General features: G+C 56.4%; 15 protein-coding genes and 1 pseudogene. 6 read left to right on the forward strand and 10 right to left on the reverse strand.

Annotated elements, in window-relative coordinates; translation table 11 throughout:
- From entA to entC, 4 genes are read right to left on the reverse strand one after another with little or no spacing between them, the layout of a single operon-like run.
- The gene (entA, locus tag P2W74_RS16540; protein WP_276295209.1) at positions 1 to 756 is read right to left on the reverse strand and encodes a 2,3-dihydro-2,3-dihydroxybenzoate dehydrogenase EntA; all 756 of its coding nucleotides are present in this window, start codon (positions 754 to 756) and stop codon (positions 1 to 3) included.
- Positions 756 to 1,613 (reverse strand): isochorismatase, encoded by an 858-nt coding sequence (locus tag P2W74_RS16545; RefSeq protein WP_276292460.1) that lies wholly within the window; start codon positions 1,611 to 1,613, stop codon positions 756 to 758. Before P2W74_RS16545 ends, entA begins: the two co-directional genes overlap by 1 nt.
- A 14-nt stretch (positions 1,614 to 1,627) precedes the next feature.
- A complete protein-coding gene (entE, locus tag P2W74_RS16550) occupies positions 1,628 to 3,238 on the reverse strand; it encodes a (2,3-dihydroxybenzoyl)adenylate synthase EntE (RefSeq protein ID WP_276295210.1) in 1,611 nt (536 codons plus the stop codon).
- Positions 3,239 to 3,247: 9 nt separating this feature from the next.
- Entirely contained in the window at positions 3,248 to 4,423 is a 1,176-nt protein-coding gene (gene entC / locus P2W74_RS16555) for an isochorismate synthase EntC (RefSeq protein ID WP_276292461.1), read from the reverse strand.
- Positions 4,424 to 4,609: 186 nt separating this feature from the next.
- Here entC and fepB point away from each other — a divergent pair, with 186 nt between their 5' ends.
- Positions 4,610 to 5,560, forward strand: coding sequence for a Fe2+-enterobactin ABC transporter substrate-binding protein (gene fepB, locus P2W74_RS16560; protein ID WP_412767196.1), 951 nt, complete (start codon positions 4,610 to 4,612; stop codon positions 5,558 to 5,560).
- 3 nt (positions 5,561 to 5,563) lie between these two features.
- Here fepB and entS read toward each other — a convergent pair whose 3' ends face one another.
- A complete protein-coding gene (entS, locus tag P2W74_RS16565) occupies positions 5,564 to 6,814 on the reverse strand; it encodes an enterobactin transporter EntS (protein WP_276292462.1) in 1,251 nt (416 codons plus the stop codon).
- Positions 6,815 to 6,924: 110 nt separating this feature from the next.
- On the opposite strand from entS, the gene fepD reads away from it, so the two are divergent.
- The 3 genes from fepD to fepC are packed head-to-tail and all read left to right on the forward strand — an operon-like array spanning position 6,925 to position 9,739.
- Entirely contained in the window at positions 6,925 to 7,932 is a 1,008-nt protein-coding gene (gene fepD / locus P2W74_RS16570) for a Fe(3+)-siderophore ABC transporter permease (protein ID WP_276292463.1), read from the forward strand.
- Complete coding sequence (gene fepG, locus P2W74_RS16575; protein WP_276292464.1) at positions 7,929 to 8,921, forward strand: iron-enterobactin ABC transporter permease; 993 nt, start codon at positions 7,929 to 7,931, stop codon at positions 8,919 to 8,921. The genes fepD and fepG overlap by 4 nt, the downstream gene beginning before the upstream one ends.
- Entirely contained in the window at positions 8,918 to 9,739 is an 822-nt protein-coding gene (fepC, locus tag P2W74_RS16580; RefSeq protein WP_276292465.1) for an iron-enterobactin ABC transporter ATP-binding protein, read from the forward strand. Before fepG ends, fepC begins: the two co-directional genes overlap by 4 nt.
- A gap of 23 nt (positions 9,740 to 9,762) precedes the next feature.
- Here the strand turns inward: fepC and P2W74_RS16585 are convergent.
- From P2W74_RS16585 to fes, 4 genes and pseudogenes are all read right to left on the reverse strand, one after another.
- Positions 9,763 to 10,035, reverse strand: a pseudogene (locus P2W74_RS16585) (Wzz/FepE/Etk N-terminal domain-containing protein); the annotation flags it as partial.
- 63 nt (positions 10,036 to 10,098) lie between these two features.
- Positions 10,099 to 13,983, reverse strand: a complete 3,885-nt coding sequence (gene entF, locus P2W74_RS16590; protein ID WP_276292466.1) for an enterobactin non-ribosomal peptide synthetase EntF — start codon at positions 13,981 to 13,983, stop codon at positions 10,099 to 10,101.
- Positions 13,980 to 14,198, reverse strand: a complete 219-nt coding sequence (locus tag P2W74_RS16595; RefSeq protein WP_276292467.1) for an MbtH family protein — start codon at positions 14,196 to 14,198, stop codon at positions 13,980 to 13,982. The genes entF and P2W74_RS16595 overlap by 4 nt, the downstream gene beginning before the upstream one ends.
- Positions 14,199 to 14,229: 31 nt before the next feature.
- Entirely contained in the window at positions 14,230 to 15,462 is a 1,233-nt protein-coding gene (gene fes / locus P2W74_RS16600) for an enterochelin esterase (protein ID WP_276292468.1), read from the reverse strand.
- Positions 15,463 to 15,719: 257 nt separating this feature from the next.
- Here fes and P2W74_RS16605 point away from each other — a divergent pair, with 257 nt between their 5' ends.
- Together P2W74_RS16605 and entD are read left to right on the forward strand one after the other, a co-directional pair.
- The gene (locus tag P2W74_RS16605; protein ID WP_276292469.1) at positions 15,720 to 17,993 is read left to right on the forward strand and encodes a TonB-dependent siderophore receptor; all 2,274 of its coding nucleotides are present in this window, start codon (positions 15,720 to 15,722) and stop codon (positions 17,991 to 17,993) included.
- Positions 17,994 to 18,041: 48 nt separating this feature from the next.
- Complete coding sequence (gene entD / locus P2W74_RS16610) at positions 18,042 to 18,746, forward strand: enterobactin synthase subunit EntD (RefSeq protein WP_276292470.1); 705 nt, start codon at positions 18,042 to 18,044, stop codon at positions 18,744 to 18,746.
- Here entD and P2W74_RS16615 read toward each other — a convergent pair.
- Complete coding sequence (locus P2W74_RS16615; RefSeq protein ID WP_276292471.1) at positions 18,691 to 20,724, reverse strand: choline transporter; 2,034 nt, start codon at positions 20,722 to 20,724, stop codon at positions 18,691 to 18,693. The genes entD and P2W74_RS16615 overlap by 56 nt on opposite strands.
- Positions 20,725 to 20,844 lie beyond the last annotated feature (120 nt).

Below are 20,844 nucleotides of genomic sequence, written 5' to 3' on the forward strand. Positions count from 1 at the left end.
TTATGCCCCCAGCGTTGAGCCGCCATCAACCACAATATCCTGCAGCGTAATGTGGCTCGCCATATCGGAAGCCAGAAACAGAATGGTATTGGCGATCTCCTGCGGGCGCGCGATTTTCCCCAACGGAATACCGAGCTTAAACTGTTCGCCAAAACCGCGAATACGTTGCTGTTCGGCATCGTCACTGACCCACAGCGTGCGCTGCATGTCGGTGTCCGTTGAACCCGGTGAAACGAGATTACACCGCACGCCGCTGGCGGCCAGTTCCAGCCCGACGGTCAGCGCCAGGCTTTTCAACGCCGCTTTCGATGCGCCATAGGCGCTCATGCCAATCCGCGGCGTATGTGCGGCATCGGAAGCCACGGTAACGATGGCTCCCCCCTGCTGGCGACGAAACTGCGCCATCGTCTGCTGGAAGAGATTAAACGCGCCGCCCACGTTGACGGCAAAGGTCTGCTGCCATTCATCAGCGCTGAGTTCATCCGTAACCCCCATGCGCAAAATCCCCGCAGCGTTAACCAGCACATCCAGGCGTTCGGTTTTTTGCAGCAGGCGCTGGCACACCTGCGCCACCTGCTCACGCTGTGCAATATCCAGCACCTGGGTCGCAAACGGATAGTCGTCGCGCGTAAATTCACGATCGAACCCTGTGACGCGCGCGCCAGCGTCGACAAACGCCCGCGCCGTCGCATAACCAATGCCTTTTCCGGCGCCGGTCACCCAGACGGTTTTGCCCTGAAAATCAAAACCAGCCATCATTTCACCTCGCGGGAAAGCAGTGCCCACCAGGCGTCAATCGTCGGGTTCTTCGCTAACATGACAAAATCGATGTCGCTGTGCACCTTACGCCAGCGTGCCGCCAGCGCCATCATGCGTACCGAATCCAGGCCGTAATCGATCAGGTTTTCATCGTCCATCGGCTCGTCGGACTCATCCAGCAACGGCAGGATAGCCGCCCGCAGCGCCTGTTTGCTGGCAGGAACCGGCGTAGGCAACAGTTCTTGCGTCATGACTACGCGGCCGGTACGTCCCGCCACATAATTCAGCGACATCAGATGTTCGTCACGACTAAAGTCGGCCAGCGCATCCGCCACCATAAACGGCTTAATATCACGCATGAAGGCATCGGTTGCGGTGGTCATACAACCAATGTGCGCATACACCCCGGTAATGATCAGCTGGTTGCGGCCGGTTTCTTTCAGCATTTGCTCTAGCGGAGAACGGTGGAATGCGCTGTAACGCCATTTCACCAGCACGTTATCGGCCTCATCCGGCGCCAGCGGCCCGACAATTTTTTGTTGCTCAGGAGAGCGTGTCAGCCCCGGTCCCCACATATCGTTCAGCAACGCCCTGTCTTCATCACTTTGCTCTTTAGGCTGAGCGGTGTAATAGACCGGAATATGGTTCTCTTTACAGTACTGACGCAGCGCGGCGATATTGGCGATCACCTGCTCCATCATCGGACAATTATCGCCCCAAAAGCTGACGAAATAGTCCTGCATATCATGGATAAGCAGCGCGGCCCGCTCCGGTTCAAAGTCCCAGTTCACTTTGCTGGAGGGAATATCAAGTGCGGTGGGCAGTGCGTAAGCCTGCAGTTTAGGAATAGCCATTTTTATTTTCTCCTTCAGGCAGGTGCCCGTGACGCCAGCCACTGACGTAATTGTTTTTTATCGACTTTACCTACCGGGGTCAGAGGCAGAGCCTCAACGCATTCCACACGGTCCGGTAATTTGAATTCCGCAACGCCCTGTTCACGCAGGAAACGTCGTACCTGTACCGCGCGCAGCGGCGATTTCACCACCAAATACGCGCAGCTTTTCTCCCCCATCAGCTCATCTTCCATGCTGACCAACGCCGCGTGGATCACCGAGGGATGACGCAATAACAGGTTTTCGATCTCTTCGGCGGCGATCTTCTCCCCACCGCGGTTGATCTGATCTTTTTCTCGCCCCTGCACCGTGATGTATCCGGCTTCGTCGATCGAGATCAGATCGCCGGAGCAGTAAAAACCGTCGGCATCGAATGCATTGGCGTTATGCTCAGGACTTTTGAAATACCCGCGAAAGGTGTACGGCCCACGCGTCATCAGGCGACCGGTTTCCCCTTGCGGCAGAGGATTGCCCTCGGCATCCGCCACCCAAACTTCATCATCCGGACACATCGGGCGCCCCTGGGTATGAATAATGCGCTCCGGGCTGTCGTCCAGACGGGTGTAGTTCACCAGTCCTTCGGCCATTCCAAACACCTGTTGCAACTGGCAACCAATTTCGGCCGGAATGCGTGCAGCCAGCGTGGCGGAAAGCCGCGCGCCCCCCACTTGCAGCAGCTTCAGCGACGCCAGCTGCGCGTTACTCCCCCATTCGCCAATGGCCTGAAGCCACAGGCTGACAGCCGGAGGCACCAGCGCCGTTGAATTGATCTGATGTTTTTCAATCAGCGGGAAGCACAGCGTGGCGCTCGGATCGGCGGCCAGCACCACGGTTCCCCCCGCGAGGAACACGCCCAGCGCTCCCGGAGAACTCATGGCATAGTTATGTGCCGCCGGAATGGCGCACAAATAGCGTGTCTCTTCGCTGAAATGGCAGATTTCGTTACTACGACGCACGCTGTAGTAATAGTCATTATGGGTACGCGGGATCAGTTTCGGCGTGCCGGTTGTGCCGCCGGAAAGCTGAAAGTACGCCACTTCATCGGCAGTCGATGGTGTCGCAGTGAAATGTGCGGCGGGCTGATTCATCGCCGTGCGCAGATTGTGCCCGCCCTCGTCATTAAGCAATTGCACGACGCGGACAGAAGCGTGTTCAGCCATAAACGCATTAAGGAAATCATCCCCGGCGAACAACGCATGCTGGCGATCGGCAATCAGCAGCGTCGGTTCGATTTGCTTTGCGTAGGCATTCAGTTCGGTTCTCTGATGGCTGAACAGCGCCAGAACCGGGGCCGCGCCAATCTTCAACAGGGCGAAAAAAGTGATGTATAACTCGGCCACATTGCCCAGTTGTACCAGCGCAGTCTCGCCCGCGTTAATCCCCTGACGACGCAGACTGCAGGCCAGATTCTCTGAGGCTTGATTGAGTTGGCGATAGCTCAGGTGACGCTCGCCCTCAATCACCGCCGTTTTATCGCTCTGCGCATGGCGGGTCAGAATGTCCGTTAAGGGCAAATCCTGCCAGTACCCTTTTTCACGGTAGCGACGGGCAAATTCGTCTGGCCACCGGGTGAAAGGAATGCTCATCATTGCTCCTTAATGCAGTCCGAACACATTCAACATGGTGGAAAGTTTCGTGCCCGTTTCACGCCACTCCGCAATTGGGGAGGAGGCAGGCACAATTCCCGCGCCCGCAAAGAAGCGCACCTGATTCTGGCGTAACGTCGCGCAGCGGATCGTCACAACCCATTCGCCGTTGCCTTCGGCATCACACCAGCCGACGATGCCGCCAAACAATTCACGGTCAAACGGTTCAAGTTCCGCGATCCACTTTTTCGCGACCTGATGCGGGAAACCGCTCAACGCCGGGGTTGGATGAAGCAGACATGCCAGCGTAAGGGCGTTCTCCTGGGCGTTCGCTTTGCCCTCAAACGGCGTGCCAAGGTGCCACAGCGTGGGGGTGGCTACCAGTTGCGGGGAGGACGGAAGCTGCAATTCGCGGCTGCGATCGCGCAGCACTACTTTCATTGCCTGAGTGACCAGGTCGTGTTCATGACGGTCTTTTTCAGACGCCAGCAGACGATTACCCGCCTCTCTGTCCAGCACATCATCAGGCTGGCGGCGAGCCGACCCAGCCAACGGCAGAGAACTGAAATGATCGCCCTCTTTACGCAGCAGTAATTCCGGGCTGGCACCGAGCAACACCCCGCCGTCTTCCAGCGGGACATGGAAGTTGTAACTAACAGGGTTCTGCGCTACGAGGCGTTCCAGCAAGGCTCCGCTATCGATATTGTCGTCGGTGGTGATATCAATCAGACGCGACAACACCACTTTGTCAACTTCCGGCGTCGCCGTCAGCGCCGCCGCTTTCGCCACCATCTCCTCAAAATCATCCTGCTCAGGAATGGCTTTACGCGCAACGACGTTCAACGACGGATACTCAGTGAAATAGCGCGATGACTGTTGCTTTGCCGGGCGAGAAAACGTCTGCCAGGACTCCGGTATAAACAGCGACGAAGGCTGGCGTGTATCAAAGGGAATCGCGCCTACCATGACCGGGTTTTTAATCCCCTGCGATTTGGCCCTGGCAAACAGCGCATGTAATTTTTGTTGAAACGGGCTGTCCGGGGAATCCCCATCCACAGCGGGTTCATCAAAGCGGGCGAAGCATCCGGACGTCGTAAAACTGCGATACGGCGACATAAAGAAAAAATGATCGGGGGCAAGCGTTGCCATTTTCTGCTGTACATCCTCGGCCAGTGACGTATCCATATCATCCTCCAAAAATGATAAAGGTTTTAATAATGATTATCATTTATATTTTCGGTCGCTAACCTAAAAGCAAACAGACGGCATGTCAACTCTTGAGCTAACACATTGTGCGACTTTGACTTGCATCCCTTCTCGCTAACAATGAAAATGAGAAGCATTAACTTCACTGATAACAGGAACTGATTTGTGAGATTACCTTTTCTGCCTGGCCTGCTGATTGGGCTATTTGTTTTCGGATTCTCCTCAGCCCACGCCGCTGACTGGCCACGTCAGGTAACCGACAGCCGTGGAACACACACGCTGGAGCACAAACCTGAGCGTATTGTCTCGACCAGCGTCACACTGACCGGCTCGCTGCTGGCCATTGACGCCCCGGTCATTGCCAGCGGAGCCACCACGCCCAACAACCGCGTCGGTGACGATCAGGGATTCCTGCGCCAATGGAGCGAGGTCGCGAAAGCGCGCAAGCTGAACCGTCTGTACATTGGCGAACCCAGTGCTGAAGCAGTGGCCGCACAGATGCCCGATCTCATCCTGATCAGCGCCACCGGCGGCGACTCTGCGCTGGCGCTTTACGATCAGCTCTCTTCTATCGCACCGACGCTTATCATCAACTATGACGATAAAAGCTGGCAGTCGTTGCTGACGCAACTGGGCGAGATTACGGGCCAGGAAACACAGGCGGCGAAACGCATTGCTGAATTTGATCAGCAGATGGCGGCAGTCAAACAGCAGATTAAACTGCCGCCACAGCCGGTCAGCGCGCTGGTGTACACCGCAGCCGCGCACACCGCCAACTTATGGACGCCTGAGTCTGCACAGGGCAAGATGATGGAACAACTCGGCTTCACGCTGGCGGCATTGCCAACGAACATGCATACCAGCACCAGTCAGGGTAAACGCCACGACATCGTCCAGCTTGGCGGTGAAAATCTGGCGGCGGGTCTGAACGGCGAGGCGCTGTTCCTGTTTGCTGGCGACAGCAGCGACACCGATGCCATTTATGCCAACCCGTTGCTGGCACACCTGCCTGCGGTACAAAGTAAACGCGTTTATGCACTGGGCACCGAAACGTTCCGTCTGGACTACTACAGTGCGACGCTACTGTTGAACCGTCTTGCCGCCCTGTTTTCGTAATCCTCAACCTTCAGACGCTGCCACTTCCGGCGGCGTCTGGCGAAAACGCCGCAACTCACTCAGCAACAGCAGCAGTAATAACCCCACAATCACCAGTCCGAATCCACTTACGCTTGCCGAGGCGATCGGTGTCATCATCGCCCCCAGACCGCCTAACAGCGCCGCGCCGATTGCATCCCCAGTGACGTTTTGCGCAGTCCAAAGGCCATTGATCCTGCCGAGCATCGATTCCGGCGTTTGCGTTTGTAGCATCGTGTATTGCAGTAACGAACTGATGGCGCTGAGCCAGCCAAACAGCGCGAGGCAAATGACGCCCAGCGCCCAGACAGGCATCAGACCAAACAAGCCAATCGCCAGGAAGGAACCTACCGTGGAGGCCAGCATAATCAGACCGGGACGTACGCTGCGAGCCAGTTGTCCGCTGGTCAGCGCGCCGACCGCTGCACCGAGGGGAATGGCGGCATAGAGGAAACCAATTTGCGCTGCAGACATGTGCCAGTTCAGCGCCAGCGCCGGATAGAGCACCCGCACCGCGCTCGCCATGGTCAGCAAACCGCCGAGCAGTGCAATACCGCCGATAAGCGGGCTGGCAAACAAAAAGCGGAACGCCGCCAGCAGCGATTTAAGCGGATGTTCACGCGGTTGAGGCGGTGGAGGCAACAGAGGAAGTCGCAATAACGGCAGCAGTGTTATAAAGGTGCCAGCAGCCGCCAGACCATAGTTCCAGGCCACGCCCCCCGAAGCTAATAGCAGCCCGCCCAGCATGGGAGAGATCACCGACCCCAGGCGAACCGTCAGCATTGTTATGGCCCCCGCCTGCATCAGATTTTCACGGCCAACCAGTGCTGGCGTCGCCGCCAACAGCGCGGTGACCCCCAGCGACGCAAAGAAACCATCCCATAAGCCAAGCAGATAAATCGCCAGCAGCGAAGGTTCCGGCAGCAGCGCGTTCAGACACAGGCCGATGAAGCCGATACCACAGGTACCGCGCGCCAGCAGGATCACTTTTTTACGCTCATAGCGATCGGCCAATACGCCGCCCACCATCAGACCCACAAACATTGCGCTACCGGTCAGCGTCACCGACAAACCGACCTGCCACGTTGAGTGGGTCATCATTTGGATCTGTACCGGAACCGCCACACCGAGCAAACCCAGCGAAACGATGGAGATAAAACGGGCAAGGAAAACCGCACGGAATGCCGGGTGCGTCTTCAACAGGCTGAGATTCAACAGCCAGGATTGTCGATTCATTACAACGCCTTAATACGAGCTTTTTTAAATATCCATTCAGAGGCTGCACATGCTAACATAACCAAATAAGATCGATAACGATAATTACTATCATTATCAGGGAAGTTGATATGTCATGCTCTGTTTCCGTGACGCGCGCAATCGCCGTCCCCGGATTGTTGTTATTACTTGTTCTCGCCACTGCATTAAGTCTGGCTATCGGCGCAAAATCACTGCCAGCCTCTGTCGTTCTGGACGCACTGACCGGTCGCTGTCAAAGTCCTGACTGCGTTATCGTACTGGATGCGCGACTGCCGCGTACGCTGGCCGGATTACTGGCCGGTGGCGCGCTGGGTCTTGCCGGTGCCTTAATGCAAACGCTCTCCCGCAACCCGCTTGCCGATCCGGGCATTCTTGGCGTTAATGCCGGCGCCAGCTTTGCCATTGTTCTGGGCGCCGCACTTTTCGGCTATTCCTCCGCAGAAGAACAACTCTTGATGGCATTTGCCGGTGCCCTTGCGGCGTCGCTGATTGTGGCGTTTACCGGCAGTCAGGGGGGCGGTCAGTTAAGTCCGGTACGGCTGACGCTGGCAGGTGTCGCGCTCAGCGCGGTGCTGGAAGGGCTATCCAGTGGAATTGCCCTACTTAACCCGGATGTATACGACCAACTCCGCTTCTGGCAAGCGGGCTCGTTGGATATCCGCAGTTTGCACACGCTTAAGGTGGTGCTGGTGCCGGTACTGGTAGCAGGCGTCATCGCGTTATGCCTGAGTCGGGCGCTCAATAGTCTGAGTCTGGGCAGCGATACCGCCACGGCGCTCGGCAACAAGGTGGCGCGTACTCAGATTATCGGTCTGCTGGTGATTACCGTGTTATGCGGGAGCGCAACGGCAATTGTCGGCCCTATTGCGTTCATTGGTCTGATGATGCCGCACATGGCACGCTGGCTGGTGGGAGCCGATCATCGCTGGTCTTTGCCTGTCACACTGCTGGCTACCCCCGCCCTGCTGCTGTTTGCCGATATCATTGGCCGTGTGATTGTCCCTGGCGAATTACGCGTTTCCGTCGTCAGCGCGTTTATTGGCGCGCCGGTACTCATTTTCCTTGTCCGACGCAGACAACGCGGAGGCGCCGTATGAAACACGTTTCCCGCCGTCTGATCCTCTGCTGTCTGTGGCTGCTGTTCGGCGCGATATGCGTCAGTTTATGGAGCCTGCGCAGCGGCGCCGTCACGCTGGATACCTCGCAAATTATCGCTGCATTGTGGGGAGACGCTCCGCGCAGTATCACGCTGGTCGTCACCGAATGGCGTTTACCGCGCGTGCTGATGGCGCTGCTTATCGGCGCAGCCCTTGGCGTCAGCGGCGCGATTTTCCAGTCGCTAATGCGTAACCCGCTGGGAAGCCCGGATGTGATGGGGTTCAACACCGGCGCATGGAGCGGCGTGCTGATTGCCATGGTGCTGTTTGGTCAACATCTGACGGCGATCGCGCTGGCCGCGATGTTGGGGGGGATACTCACGTCACTGGTGGTCTGGGCGCTTGCCTGGCGTAACGGCATTGAGACCTTCAGGCTGATTATTATCGGCATCGGCGTACGCGCGATGCTGGTGGCATTCAATACCTGGCTGCTGCTGGAAGCCTCCTTAGAGACAGCGCTTACCGCCGGTTTATGGAATGCGGGTTCGCTCAACGGTCTGACATGGGCGAAGACCTGGCCCTCTGCCCCGCTGATCATCGTCATGCTGGTGTGTGCGGCGCTTCTGGTACGGCGTATGCGTCTGCTGGAGATGGGGGATGACAGCGCCTGCGCACTCGGCGTTAGCGTGGAGCGATCCCGTTTGCTGATGATGCTGATAGCGGTGGTCCTGACCGCCGCCGCCACGGCTCTCGCTGGTCCTATCTCTTTTATCGCGCTTGTCGCGCCGCATATTGCGCGTCGCCTCAGCGGCACCGCTCGCTGGGGATTAACCCAGTCAGCCCTGTGCGGCGCGTTATTACTGCTGCTCGCCGATCAGGTTGCCCAACAACTGTTTATGCCTTATCAGCTCCCGGTGGGCGTTGTTACCGTCAGTCTTGGCGGCATTTATCTTATCGTCTTGTTAATTCAGGAGTCCCGCAAAAAATGACCGAATCAGTAGCCCGTTTGCGTGGCGACCAGTTAACACTGGGCTACGGTAAATTTACCGTGGCAGAAAATCTGGATGTCTCAATTCCCGACGGCCATTTCACCGCCATTATCGGACCGAATGGGTGCGGAAAATCGACGTTGCTGCGTACGTTGAGTCGCCTGATGACCCCCGCCAAAGGACACGTCTGGTTGGATGGCGAGCATATTCAGCACTACGCCAGTAAAGAAGTCGCACGTCGTATCGGTTTGTTAGCGCAAAATGCCACCACGCCCGGTGACATCACCGTACAGGAGCTGGTGGCGCGTGGCCGCTACCCGCATCAACCTTTGTTCACCCGTTGGCGCAAAGAAGATGAAGAGGCGGTCATGCGCGCCATGCGCGCCACGGGGATCACAAATCTGGCGACTCAAAGCGTGGACACGCTTTCCGGAGGGCAGCGTCAACGCGCCTGGATAGCCATGGTGCTGGCGCAAGAGACGTCCATCATGCTACTTGATGAACCGACAACATGGCTGGATATCAGCCACCAGATTGATCTGCTGGATCTACTGAGTGAACTGAATCGTGAAAAAGGCTATACCCTCGCCGCAGTCCTGCATGATTTGAATCAGGCCTGTCGGTATGCCACGCATCTGATTGCGTTACGTGAAGGCAAAATAGTGGCACAGGGCGCGCCGAAGGATATTGTGACGTCGGAACTGATTGAAGAAATCTATGGGCTGCGTTGCATGATCATTGAAGACCCGATCGCTGGAACGCCTTTAGTCGTACCGCTTGGACGTTCCGGAAACTCGTCTCCGGACGCCCTGTCATGATAGCCGGAGGGCTCCCCCCTCCAATCCTGCACCTGCAATTTCGTCAGGGTTTTCTCAAGCCCCTGCCACTGAATAGGTTCAGGCGGCGTGACAATCACCTCGCTGGTCCACTTTTGCGGCAGGAGAAAAGAGATCAGTAACCCGATACACGCAAAAGCAACAACGACAGCAACAATTCGATTTTTCGCACGCCATAAAACATCAATGAGGTTTAAAAAATCAATCTCATTACCGGTTGCCGATGCGGGTTGCCAGGCAGTAAATTCCGATTTTTTTCTTGAAAAACAAAAACCCATAATAATTGGCTCTCATTATGGGTTTGCAAAAGATATTATCTGAAAGCGTCCAGAAAACGTCCGTTATTTGCTAAGTAGCTCACGGATTATTGGCCCAATATTCTCAAACGCGGACGGCGAAATAATATCGACATGTGCGCAGTCCTGACGGTAAATATCCAGTCCCGCTATCCACGGAGCCCAGCTCCGCTCAGGGCTAACGCCTTCTGGCAGCGTCCGTTGAGCCACAAAGAGTGTAGCCCGGCCATCAAACGGTACGCTATGCGCCGTGGTGAGCAAACGTACCGCATCCGCATAATTTCCCTCTATGGCCGAAAACAACGCCTCGCTTGTATGCCCACGCTGAGCAGACAGAAACGCTTCCCGCTCGCGGTCGATCTCTGCCAGCACTTCCGGATCTAATCCGTTGGCCTCTTTCTCCTGCCAGTTTTGCGTTTCTGGCGGCCAGGTATCCAGCAGACCGAGGAACGCGACGTTTTCCCCCCGGGCGCGTAAGCGCGCAGCGATTCCCTGCGCCAGCGTCCCTCCCAGAGAATACCCCAGTAAATAGTACGGACCATGTGGCTGCTGTTTCAGCAGCGTCGCCAGATGATGCTCACAGATCTCATCAAGGTTCGCCGCCGTCTGCATTGGACCATGGGGTCGTGGCGACTGAATCCCCATGATTGACCACTGCGGCGCGAGGTAGCGCGCCAGGACGCTAAACTGCCAGGCAAAACCGGAAGCCGGATGGAAACAAAACAGCGTCGGCCCATCGCTTTCGCGCAGCGGCAACAGCGCTTCAAATCCCAGTCGCCGGGAGTGCTCGTCTTCAACGGTATCCAGCAGCGCACTCAGTTGTGCGACGGTGGACGCCACCATAATCTGACCCGGCGTGACCTGGCGCGCGAATGTCTGACTCAACTGCGCGGCCAGTTTCATCGCCAACAATGAGTGCCCCCCCAGCGCGAAGAAATCGGCTTCCACATCGTTGACCTCGCATCCCAGCATTTGAGCAAAGGCACTAGCGATTGTCATTTCCGTTCCGGGAAGCGGCGCACGCCCTTGCGTACGTTGTGTCACCTGCGGCATCGGCAATGCTTTGCGATCCAGTTTTCCGTTGGCGCTCAGCGGCAGTTCCGCCAGCTGAAGCAGTACGACCGGAACCATATGCTGCGGAAGTTTTTCACGTAGACGCTCTTGCAGCGCGGTCACATCCAGCGGTAAACCAGAACGTGATACCAGATATCCCACCAGTTGCCGGGCATCACCGCCCGTCGCCGCCGCCTGATTAAACACACAGGCATGGGCGACGGCATGCTCGACATCCGGCAGCATTTGCATCACACGGTCGATTTCCCCCAGTTCAATACGCTGACCCCGGATCTTAAGCTGATCGTCACTGCGCCCCAGATACTCTACAGCGCCAGAGGTGAGCCAGCGCGCCACATCACCGGTGCGGTACATCCGTTCACCCGGGGCAAACGGATCGGCAATAAAACGACTTGCCGTTAAATCCGCCCTTCCCAGATAACCTTGCGCCAGTTGGATGCCGGTCAAATACAAATCCCCCGCCGTTCCCGGAGGCACCGGGCGCATCATGGCATCGAGGATCCGCAGGCCGGTATTCCAGACCGGATAACCGATCGGCACGCTACTTCCGGTCACCGCGGCAAGTTCATCGCCACAGGCCGGATACCAACTGACGTCCACTGCCGCTTCCGTGGGCCCATACAAATTATGCAGCGGTGCGCCAGTCAGTTGTTGCCACTCGCGACACAGGTCGCTGGGCAGAGCCTCTCCGCTGCAAAAAACACGCTGTAACGAGGCACAACGTTTGCGGGCGGTTTCAGACGTCAGCGAGGCGACAAAAGCCGCCAGCATTGACGGTACAAAATGGGTGGTGGTCACGCCGTAGCGTGCAAAGAAATGCTGCATCGCCAGCGGATCGCGATGCGCCTCCGGCTCCGCCATCACCAGCCTGGCGCCGACAATAAACGGCCAGAAAAACTCCCACACCGAAACGTCGAAACTGCAGGGCGTTTTTTGCGCCACCACATCGTTCGCCGTCAGCGAATAGTGATCCTGCATCCACAGCAAACGGTTCACGATAGCCGTTTGCCCCACCATCACCCCTTTCGGTCTTCCCGTCGAACCCGAGGTGAAAATGATATACGCCGTATGGTGTGGCTGAGACAGTGCTAACGGCGCGGTGCCGCCAGCCGCCAGCGGCTCGCTGTAGCACAGACTTTCCAGACCTGGAATACCGCTAAACCGGGCCCGTTGCTCATCGGTGGTAATCAACAGTTTCGGCTGTGCGTCTTCCAGCATCATTCGCAGTCGATCGTCCGGATATCCCGTATCCAGCGGTAGCCAGGCGGCGCCAGCTTCGACAATGCCATGCAACGCTAACGTCAGGAACACCGAGCGCGGCAACGCCACCGCCACACTGTCCCCCGGCTTCACCCCACGTTCACGCAGTAAATTCGCGAGCGCTACCACCTGTTCACGCATTTCACGATAGCTGAATTGATAGCGCGTATCTGCCAGCGCAGGGGCATCCGGCGTTTTACATGCCTGTTCCGCCACCAGCGCGCTGAGCGTGGTCGACGGGATATTCACCGCCGTCGCATTCACCTTCGCAAGCTGTTCATACTCGGCAGGCAACAGCATGTCGGCATCGCCACAGCGCAGCGAAGGATTCGCCGCAAACTGGTTGATCAGCGCCATCAGACGCGAAGCGTGCTGAACTAAGGATGCCTCCTCATAGCGCTGTTTGTTGGCGAGGATTTCAATACTCAGACCGCCCTCTTCATCAGGGAATAGCGCCAGTTCCAGATCGTTAACCGGTCCCGTCGCCAGCGTGTGGGTAATAGCCTGAACGCCAGGAATATCCAGCTGATAGTCAAATACTTTCACGTTCAGGACGGGGCCGAATAACGGTTCGCCGCCTGCCGCGCGTCCGCTGTCGCGGACAATCTGTTCGGCGTCATAACGTTGATGGCGACGCATTTTTTTCAGTTGTCCGGCAAGACGCGTCGCCAGTTCCGCAAGCGTTTCTGCCGCCCTGATGTTCACACCCAGCGGCAGAACATTCAGCACCGGGCCCGTCGCGGTCAACGCTGCCGACCCCATCCGCCGCATAAAGATAAAGCCGGCGGTATAATCAGGGCGTCCACATATGCGCCCCAGCCATAGCGACACCAGCGCCAGCGCGAGATCTGCGCGCTGTACATGGGGCATACGGGCTGCCAGTTGGCGGAACATGCCTTCAGACGCGTTCAATTTCATGCGCAGAACATCAGCGCTGGCGGCACCGCCAGACAAGGGGGCGGAAGAGAGCGATGCGGGAGGTGGTAACTGAGTGCGCTGTTGCGACCAAAATGCCCCATCACGTTGATACGCTTCACTGTCACGGTAGCGTTGATACTCTTCCACGACCTCGGCAAAGGGGGTAAACGGGGAGTCCGGCGTCGGTTCTCCCCGTTGCCATGCGCGGTAAACGGCGGCGATCTGCCGGGTAATGGCAGGGAAACTAAAGCCATCCACCAGCAAATGGTGATAACGTTGATACCAGTACCAGCGAGTGTCAGCCACCTGAATCAACAGGTGCAGGGCAAGCGGTTTTCCGCCATCGGCCCGCAGATTTTGCCCGAGATCGGCGTGCATCACCGCCAGCGCGGCGGCGACGGGCGCCGATTCACCGCGCAGGTCGATAATCTCCGGTTCGGCAATCGGTAACTGTGGATCAACCCATTGCCAGATGTCTCCGTTATCTTCCGTAAACCGCAAACGCAGTGTATCTGCCTGTTTCATCCCCGCGACGACGGCTTTCGCCAGTAAAGGCGCATCCAGCTCGCCGTGCAGTTCCACGTAATGCGCCACACTCCAGGCGGAAGGCAGAGATGAGAGTTTTTCCGCCATCCAGATCCCCGGCTGCGCGGCGACCAAAGGTAAACGTTGGGTCATTGTGCCTCCTGCACATCGGCATAATGGGTGGGCGTCAATGTCGTCCAGTGGGTCGCCAGCCATTGTTGACAGGCTTCTTGTGATTGCGGCTCGCACACCACCTGCCAACCCGCAGGCAGTGAACACTGCTGAGGCCAGAGACTAAACTGGCGCTGTGCATTTTGCAGAATGTAAAACTGTCCCTGCGGATTATCGAAGGGATTACTGAATTCCATATTCAACTCCTGTCGTGGAAACTCGCCTGGCTCAGGCCTGATTGTTTTGATGCCCGTAGGGGTCAATCAGCGGTTGCCATAACGTCATCAACCCCTGCATTAATCCGCCGCGCCAGCAAAGCGCATCGTGTCCGCCGTCAACCTGACGCCAGTACACCGACGGCTGCACGTTATGCAGTTGGCGGTAAAGCGCCTGATTCGCCTCAAAAATAACCGGTTCTCTGATGCCTGCTTCCAGCACAATTCGCAATCCCTGTGCCGAAACGGTGCCCGTCTTCAATTGCTCAGTAACGATCCCTTCCTGGTGCGCGCCGCGATGCGGCCACCAGTAAGATCCCGATTGACTCAACACACAGCCAAATCGCTCAGGCCAGTGCAGTCCTGCGTACAGCGACGAAAGTCCACCAAAACTTTGTCCGGCAACGATCGTCTGCTCCGGTCGATCGCTAAAGGGCGCGACGGACTGCACTTGCGGCAATAACTCCTGCTGCACCGCCAGCCAGAAGTCGGCGTTGCACGGCAATTCCCGGCTACGGTGAGTGGTGTCGATGGCATCGATAAGCAGATAAACCGCGGCAGGAAGCTGCTGTCGGGACGTGAGCGAGGTGAGCGCGGGCCAGACGGGCATACTCTGCGCCCAAAACTGCCCGTCCAGCAGAATCGCCAGCGGACGTTTCTCCCCGGAATTTTTCCCGGTGGTGAACACCCACACACGTCGGGTGTTGCCCAGACGTTCGCTACGCCACTGCAAACAACGTGGGGGAGAATCCGGCTTTTCAGGGTGATCCCATCCAGGCTGTGCTGGTGCATCGGGCATTTCAAGCGCCGAAACGGCATGCCCCCTCCCCCCGGTCCAACTGACGGGGTTGAGAGGATCGGCAATCGCCTGCGGTAAAAGTTGTCGCCATCCTTCGCGAAGCGCCGTACGGTCAGGCGCTTCACCGGCTACCAATGGGGTAAAAATATCGTCGCGCGCAGACGGGATAAAACAGTAACTGCCCCGCCAGTGGGCGCTGAGATCCGTGCTCCACTGCCAGACATCCGTCCCGGCAATGCGCTGCATTGACTGCGGAATGGCATTTTGATGATGATCGGTGACACCCGTGATGTAGACCCATACACGGCGTATCGGGGAGTGGTTTTCTGTTCCCTGCGGGTCGCGCCACCAGAAAGTGACCCGGCAATCACCGTTTTCCGTACGTACCCATTCAGGTCCATTTTTTGACTGCCACCAGCTATCACTTCCCACCGAAAACGCTGCCACCAACATAACCCCATGTTTATTGTGCAATTTTTCATTCATCGCTGAAATATATTGATAATATTATTGATAACTATTTGCATTTGCAATAGCGTATTGTCGCGCTGTGGGAAGCGCGAACAGTATTTCACCACTTATAAACGCTCTGGCACTGCGTGCTTTTCTGGAATGGAGGGTCTTCGCAGAGGCGGGCGACATCAGGCTAACTCCCCTTTACCGGGCGACGTTGGCACACGTGGCTAAAAAAAGCAGGACATACAATGAACAAGAAGATTCATTCCCTGGCCTTACTGGTCAATTTAGGGATTTATGGGGTAGCGCTGCCCGCACTGGCAGAAGAGACAGCAGACACCTCTGCCGTCGCCAATGAAGACACCATCGTGGTGACCGCCGCCCAACAGAACTTACAGGCACCGGGCGTTTCCACCATCACCGCGGACGAAATCCGCAAAAATCCTCCCGCCCGCGATGTGTCGGAAATCATCCGCACCATGCCTGGCGTCAACCTGACGGGTAACTCCACCAGTGGTCAGCGCGGGAACAATCGTCAAATTGATATTCGCGGGATGGGCCCGGAAAATACCCTGATCCTGATTGACGGCAAGCCGGTCACCAGCCGTAACTCCGTGCGCCTTGGCTGGCGCGGTGAACGTGATACCCGTGGTGATACCTCATGGGTGCCGCCGGAGATGATTGAGCGTATCGAAGTGCTGCGCGGTCCTGCCGCAGCCCGTTACGGTAATGGCGCCGCCGGTGGCGTGGTGAACATCATCACCAAAAAGGGCAGCAGCGAGTGGCACGGTTCGTGGAACACCTATTTCAACGCGCCGGAACATAAAGAAGAAGGTTCAACCAAACGCACCAACTTTAGCCTGAACGGCCCGCTGGGCGGGGATTTCAGTTTCCGTCTGTTCGGTAATCTCGACAAAACGCAGGCCGATGCGCGTGACATCAACCAGGGCCATCAATCGGAACGTACTGGCAGCTATGCCGACACGTTGCCTGCGGGTCGTGAAGGGGTGATCAATAAAGATATCAATGGTGTTGTACGCTGGGATTTCGCCCCGCTCCAGTCTCTGGAATTCGAAGCCGGTTACAACCGCCAGGGCAACCTCTACGCCGGTGATACGCAGAACACCAACACCAACCAGCTCGTGAAAGATAACTACGGGGAGGAAACGAACCGTCTGTATCGCCAGAACTACGCCCTGACCTGGAACGGCGGCTGGGATAACGGCGTTACCACCAGCAACTGGGTGCAGTATGAACATACCCGTAACTCCCGCACTCCTGAAGGTTTAGCGGGGGGGACTGAAGGGATCTTTGACCCGAAAGCATCGCAGAAATATGTCGATGCCGATCTGAACGACGTGACGCTGCACAGCGAAGTGAGCATTCCGTTCGATCTCTTCGTGAATCAGAACCTGACGGTGGGTACCGAATGGGCCCAACAGCGCATGAAGGATATGCTCTCCAACTCGCAAACCTTTATGGGCGGCGATATTCCGGGATCGTCCAGTACTGACCGCAGCCCGTACTCCAAAGCAGAGATTTTCTCGCTGTTTGCCGAAAACAACATGGAGCTGACCGACAGCACCATGCTAACGCCGGGCCTGCGTTTCGATCATCACAGCATTGTCGGCGACAACTGGAGCCCGTCCCTGAACCTGTCGCAAGGTCTGGGCGATGACTTCACCCTGAAGATGGGGATCGCGCGCGCCTACAAAGCGCCAAGCCTGTACCAGACTAACCCGAACTATATTCTGTACAGTAAAGGTCAGGGTTGTTATGCCACGGGGGCTGCCACCGGCATCGGTTGCTATATGATGGGCAACGATGACCTGAAAGCTGAAACCAGCATCAACAAAGAGATTGGCCTGGAATTCAAGCGTGACGGTTGGCTGGCTGGCGTGACCTGGTTCCGTAACGATTATCGCAACAAGATAGAAGCCGGTACGACACCGCTCAGCAGAACATCCATCACCAACAAAGGAAAAACCACCTACACCGATATCTACCAGTGGGAAAACGTCCCGAAAGCGGTGGTCGAGGGGCTGGAGGGGACGTTGAACGTGCCGGTTAGCGAAACCGTTAACTGGACCAATAACATCACTTACATGCTGCAGAGTAAGAATAAAGAAACCGGCGAACGCCTGTCGATTATTCCGGAGTACACGCTGAACTCGACCCTCAGCTGGCAGGTACGTCAGGATGTTTCTCTGCAATCAACGTTCACCTGGTACGGCAAACAAGAGCCGAAGAAATACGATTACCAGGGCAAACCGGTGACGGGTACGGATAAACAATCCGTCAGTCCGTACAGCATTGTCGGCCTGAGCGCGACCTGGGACGTGACGAAAAACGTCAGTCTGACCAGCGGCGTGGATAACGTCTTTGATAAACGTCTGTGGCGTGAAGGTAATGCGCAGACCGTCAGCGATACTAAAACCGGTGATTTTATGGCAGGCGCCGGCGCGCACACCTATAACGAACCGGGTCGTACGTGGTTTATGAGCGTGAATACTCACTTCTGATGCTGATTCCCCCCTCTCCTTTTGGCGAGGGGGATTTCCTGAAAAACCATGCTAACTCATCACTCAACCCTCTCTTTTGCCGGGCATACGCTGCACTGTATTGCGTTCGACCCTGACAGCTTCCATGAGCACGATCTCTTCTGGCTCCCGCATCACGCACAGTTACATGCTGCCGGACGAAAACGCAAAGCCGAGCATTTAGCCGGGCGCATCGCCGCCGTCCACGCGTTGCGTGATTACGGCAGTAAAACCGTTCCCGGTATCGGTGAACAGCGCCAGCCGTTATGGCCTGCGGGTTTATCGGGCAGTATCAGTCATTGTGCGACGACCGCACTGGCCGTTGTGTCGAGGCAGCCTGTGGGTGTGGATATAGAGGCGATTTTTACACCGCAGATGGCAGAAGAACTAAAAGGCAGCATAGTTGATAACGAGGAGCAGGAGATTTTACTCTCCAGCGCCCTGCCTTTTACGCTCGCCTTAACGCTGGCCTTTTCCGCCAAAGAGAGCCTGTATAAAGCGTTTTGTGGAAGGGTCAATCCCTTGCCGGGATTCGACAGCGCGAAAATCACTGCGATAAACGCAAGCCGTATTAGCTTGCGTTTAACCGCACTTTTTTCACCCAACGTCGTCGATCATGTCGTTAACGTCCAGTGGCAAACTTATGATGAATGCGTCATCACGTTATGCCAGCCGCGTCCTACATTCCAGGAAACAGGACCCCATTCCCCGGAGCTTCGCGATCCAGATGGATAAAGTTCAGATGCCGCTCGTACTGATCGAGAATATCGGTGATCACCTGCTCTTTGCTGTAGTCCATCAGGTCGTTCCCCTGACTGCCTTCAAGCAGAAAGGTTTCCAGCCGGTAGTAGGTCGATTTCCCGCTACGCGCCCGATAAGTAAAACCGGGGATCGCATACTTTTGCGGCCAGATTTGATAAACGAAGTTACGTTCATCGCCCAGATTGACCCGCAGATCGAGATGACCGAGCGCTTCCCCCTCTTCCGGCGGCAGGCTTGATAACACAACATTCGCGCCGCGCAGTTTCAGTTCATGCGCCACCTCTTCCATGGCCGGAAAACAGACCGTCTCCATCATCTCGCGGGTATACCGGGTTCCCGGATAGTTCATCAGTCGCGACAACCGTTTTTTCCAGCTCAACCGGTCCTGAACGCCCATCGGGCGCGGAGCGGTGTTCCGGTTGGCGCTTTCCCGGCGGTAATCTTCAACCTTCAGCGATTTATACAGTCCGGCCATAATAAAGAAGATCACAAAGCTGAAGGGCAGTCCCATGATCACCGTCGTGTTCTGTAGCGCTGAAATCCCATTGGTCATCAGCATTCCCAGCGTCAACAGACCAATTGCCACCGACCAGAACACGCGCAGCCAGGCGGGTGCATCACTGTTGATATCTTTCAGTTTCGACGTGAAGTTCCCCAACACCAGCGCGCCGGAATCTGCCGAGGTCACATAGAACAGCAGCCCGGTTATCGTGGCGACAGACGCACTAAAGGTAAACGCCGGATACTGCGCCAGCAGGCTGTAGAAGCCACGCTCAGGATGGGTCATCGCCTCTTCGGCAAAACCCGCGTCACCGTGGATTATCTCGTACAGCGCGCTGTTACCAAACACCGACAGCCACAGCAGGGTGAAGGTGAACGGAATAATCAGGGTGCCGAAAACAAACTGGCGAATCGTACGCCCACGGGAAATGCGCGCCAAAAACAGGCCGACAAACGGCGACCACGCCACCCACCACGCCCAGAAAAACAGCGTCCAGCTATTCATCCACTCGACCGGACGATCAAAGGCAAAGCTGTTGAGCGTCATGCCCATAAAGCGGTTCACGTAGTCGCCCACGTTCAACACCAGCGCGTTAAGCAGAAACGAGGTTTCGCCCATAAACAGCACAAAGAGGATCAACCCCAGCGCCAGCAGCACGTTGAGTTCCGACAGCACGCGGATCCCTTTATCTACTCCCGAGGTCACCGAGATCGTGGCGATCACCACCGAGAGCACAATCAGCGCCGCTTTCGCCGCCATGGAATCAGGAATATCAAACAGCACGCTCAGCCCGTAGTTAAGCTGTACCACGCCAATTCCCAGCGTGGTGGCGATACCGAAAATCGTGCCGATCACCGCCGCGATATCGACGCTGTGACCGATAGGTCCGTTGATGCGCTTACCGAAAATCGGATACAACGCCGAGCGGATCGTCAGCGGCAGATTATAGCGGTAGCTAAAGTAGCCGAGCGCCATCCCCATCAGCGCATACATTGACCAGCCGGTCAGCCCATAGTGGAATAGCGTCCACACCATCGACTGGCGAGCCGCTTCAATGGTCTGCCCCGCGCCTTCCGGCGGCTGCATATATTGGGCGACAGGTTCAGCCACCGAGAAGAACATCAGATCAATACCAATCCCCGCCGCGAACAGCATCGCTGCCCAGCTTAACAGGCTGAATTCTGGTTTCGATTGTTCCGGTCCCAGCTTGACCGAACCGAAGCGTGAACAGGCAATAAAGATAACAAAAACAATATAGAGCGTGGCGGCGAGCAGGTAATACCAACCGAACGTTTTGGAAACCCAGTTGAGGGTACGGCCAATCCAGATGGCGGAAAAATCACTAAAGAAAATGGTGGTCAGGGAAAACAACAAAATCAGTCCGGCTGATGTGTAAAAAACAACGGGATTGATTTTGTCCTTTTCTCCGTCGGTAACAAGGTTCGTCATCGATTACCTCAGATTAAGTAACGCTGACTACTCTGTTGAGCAGCAAACTCCTGGAGACTCTGTAAGGTCATTGTACGCTTACCAAAAATAACCTTATACACAGAAATGAAATATGAATAA

Origin of the sequence: Citrobacter enshiensis (assembly GCF_029338175.1) — a bacterium.
Classification (GTDB): Bacteria; Pseudomonadota; Gammaproteobacteria; order Enterobacterales; family Enterobacteriaceae; genus Citrobacter_D; species Citrobacter_D enshiensis.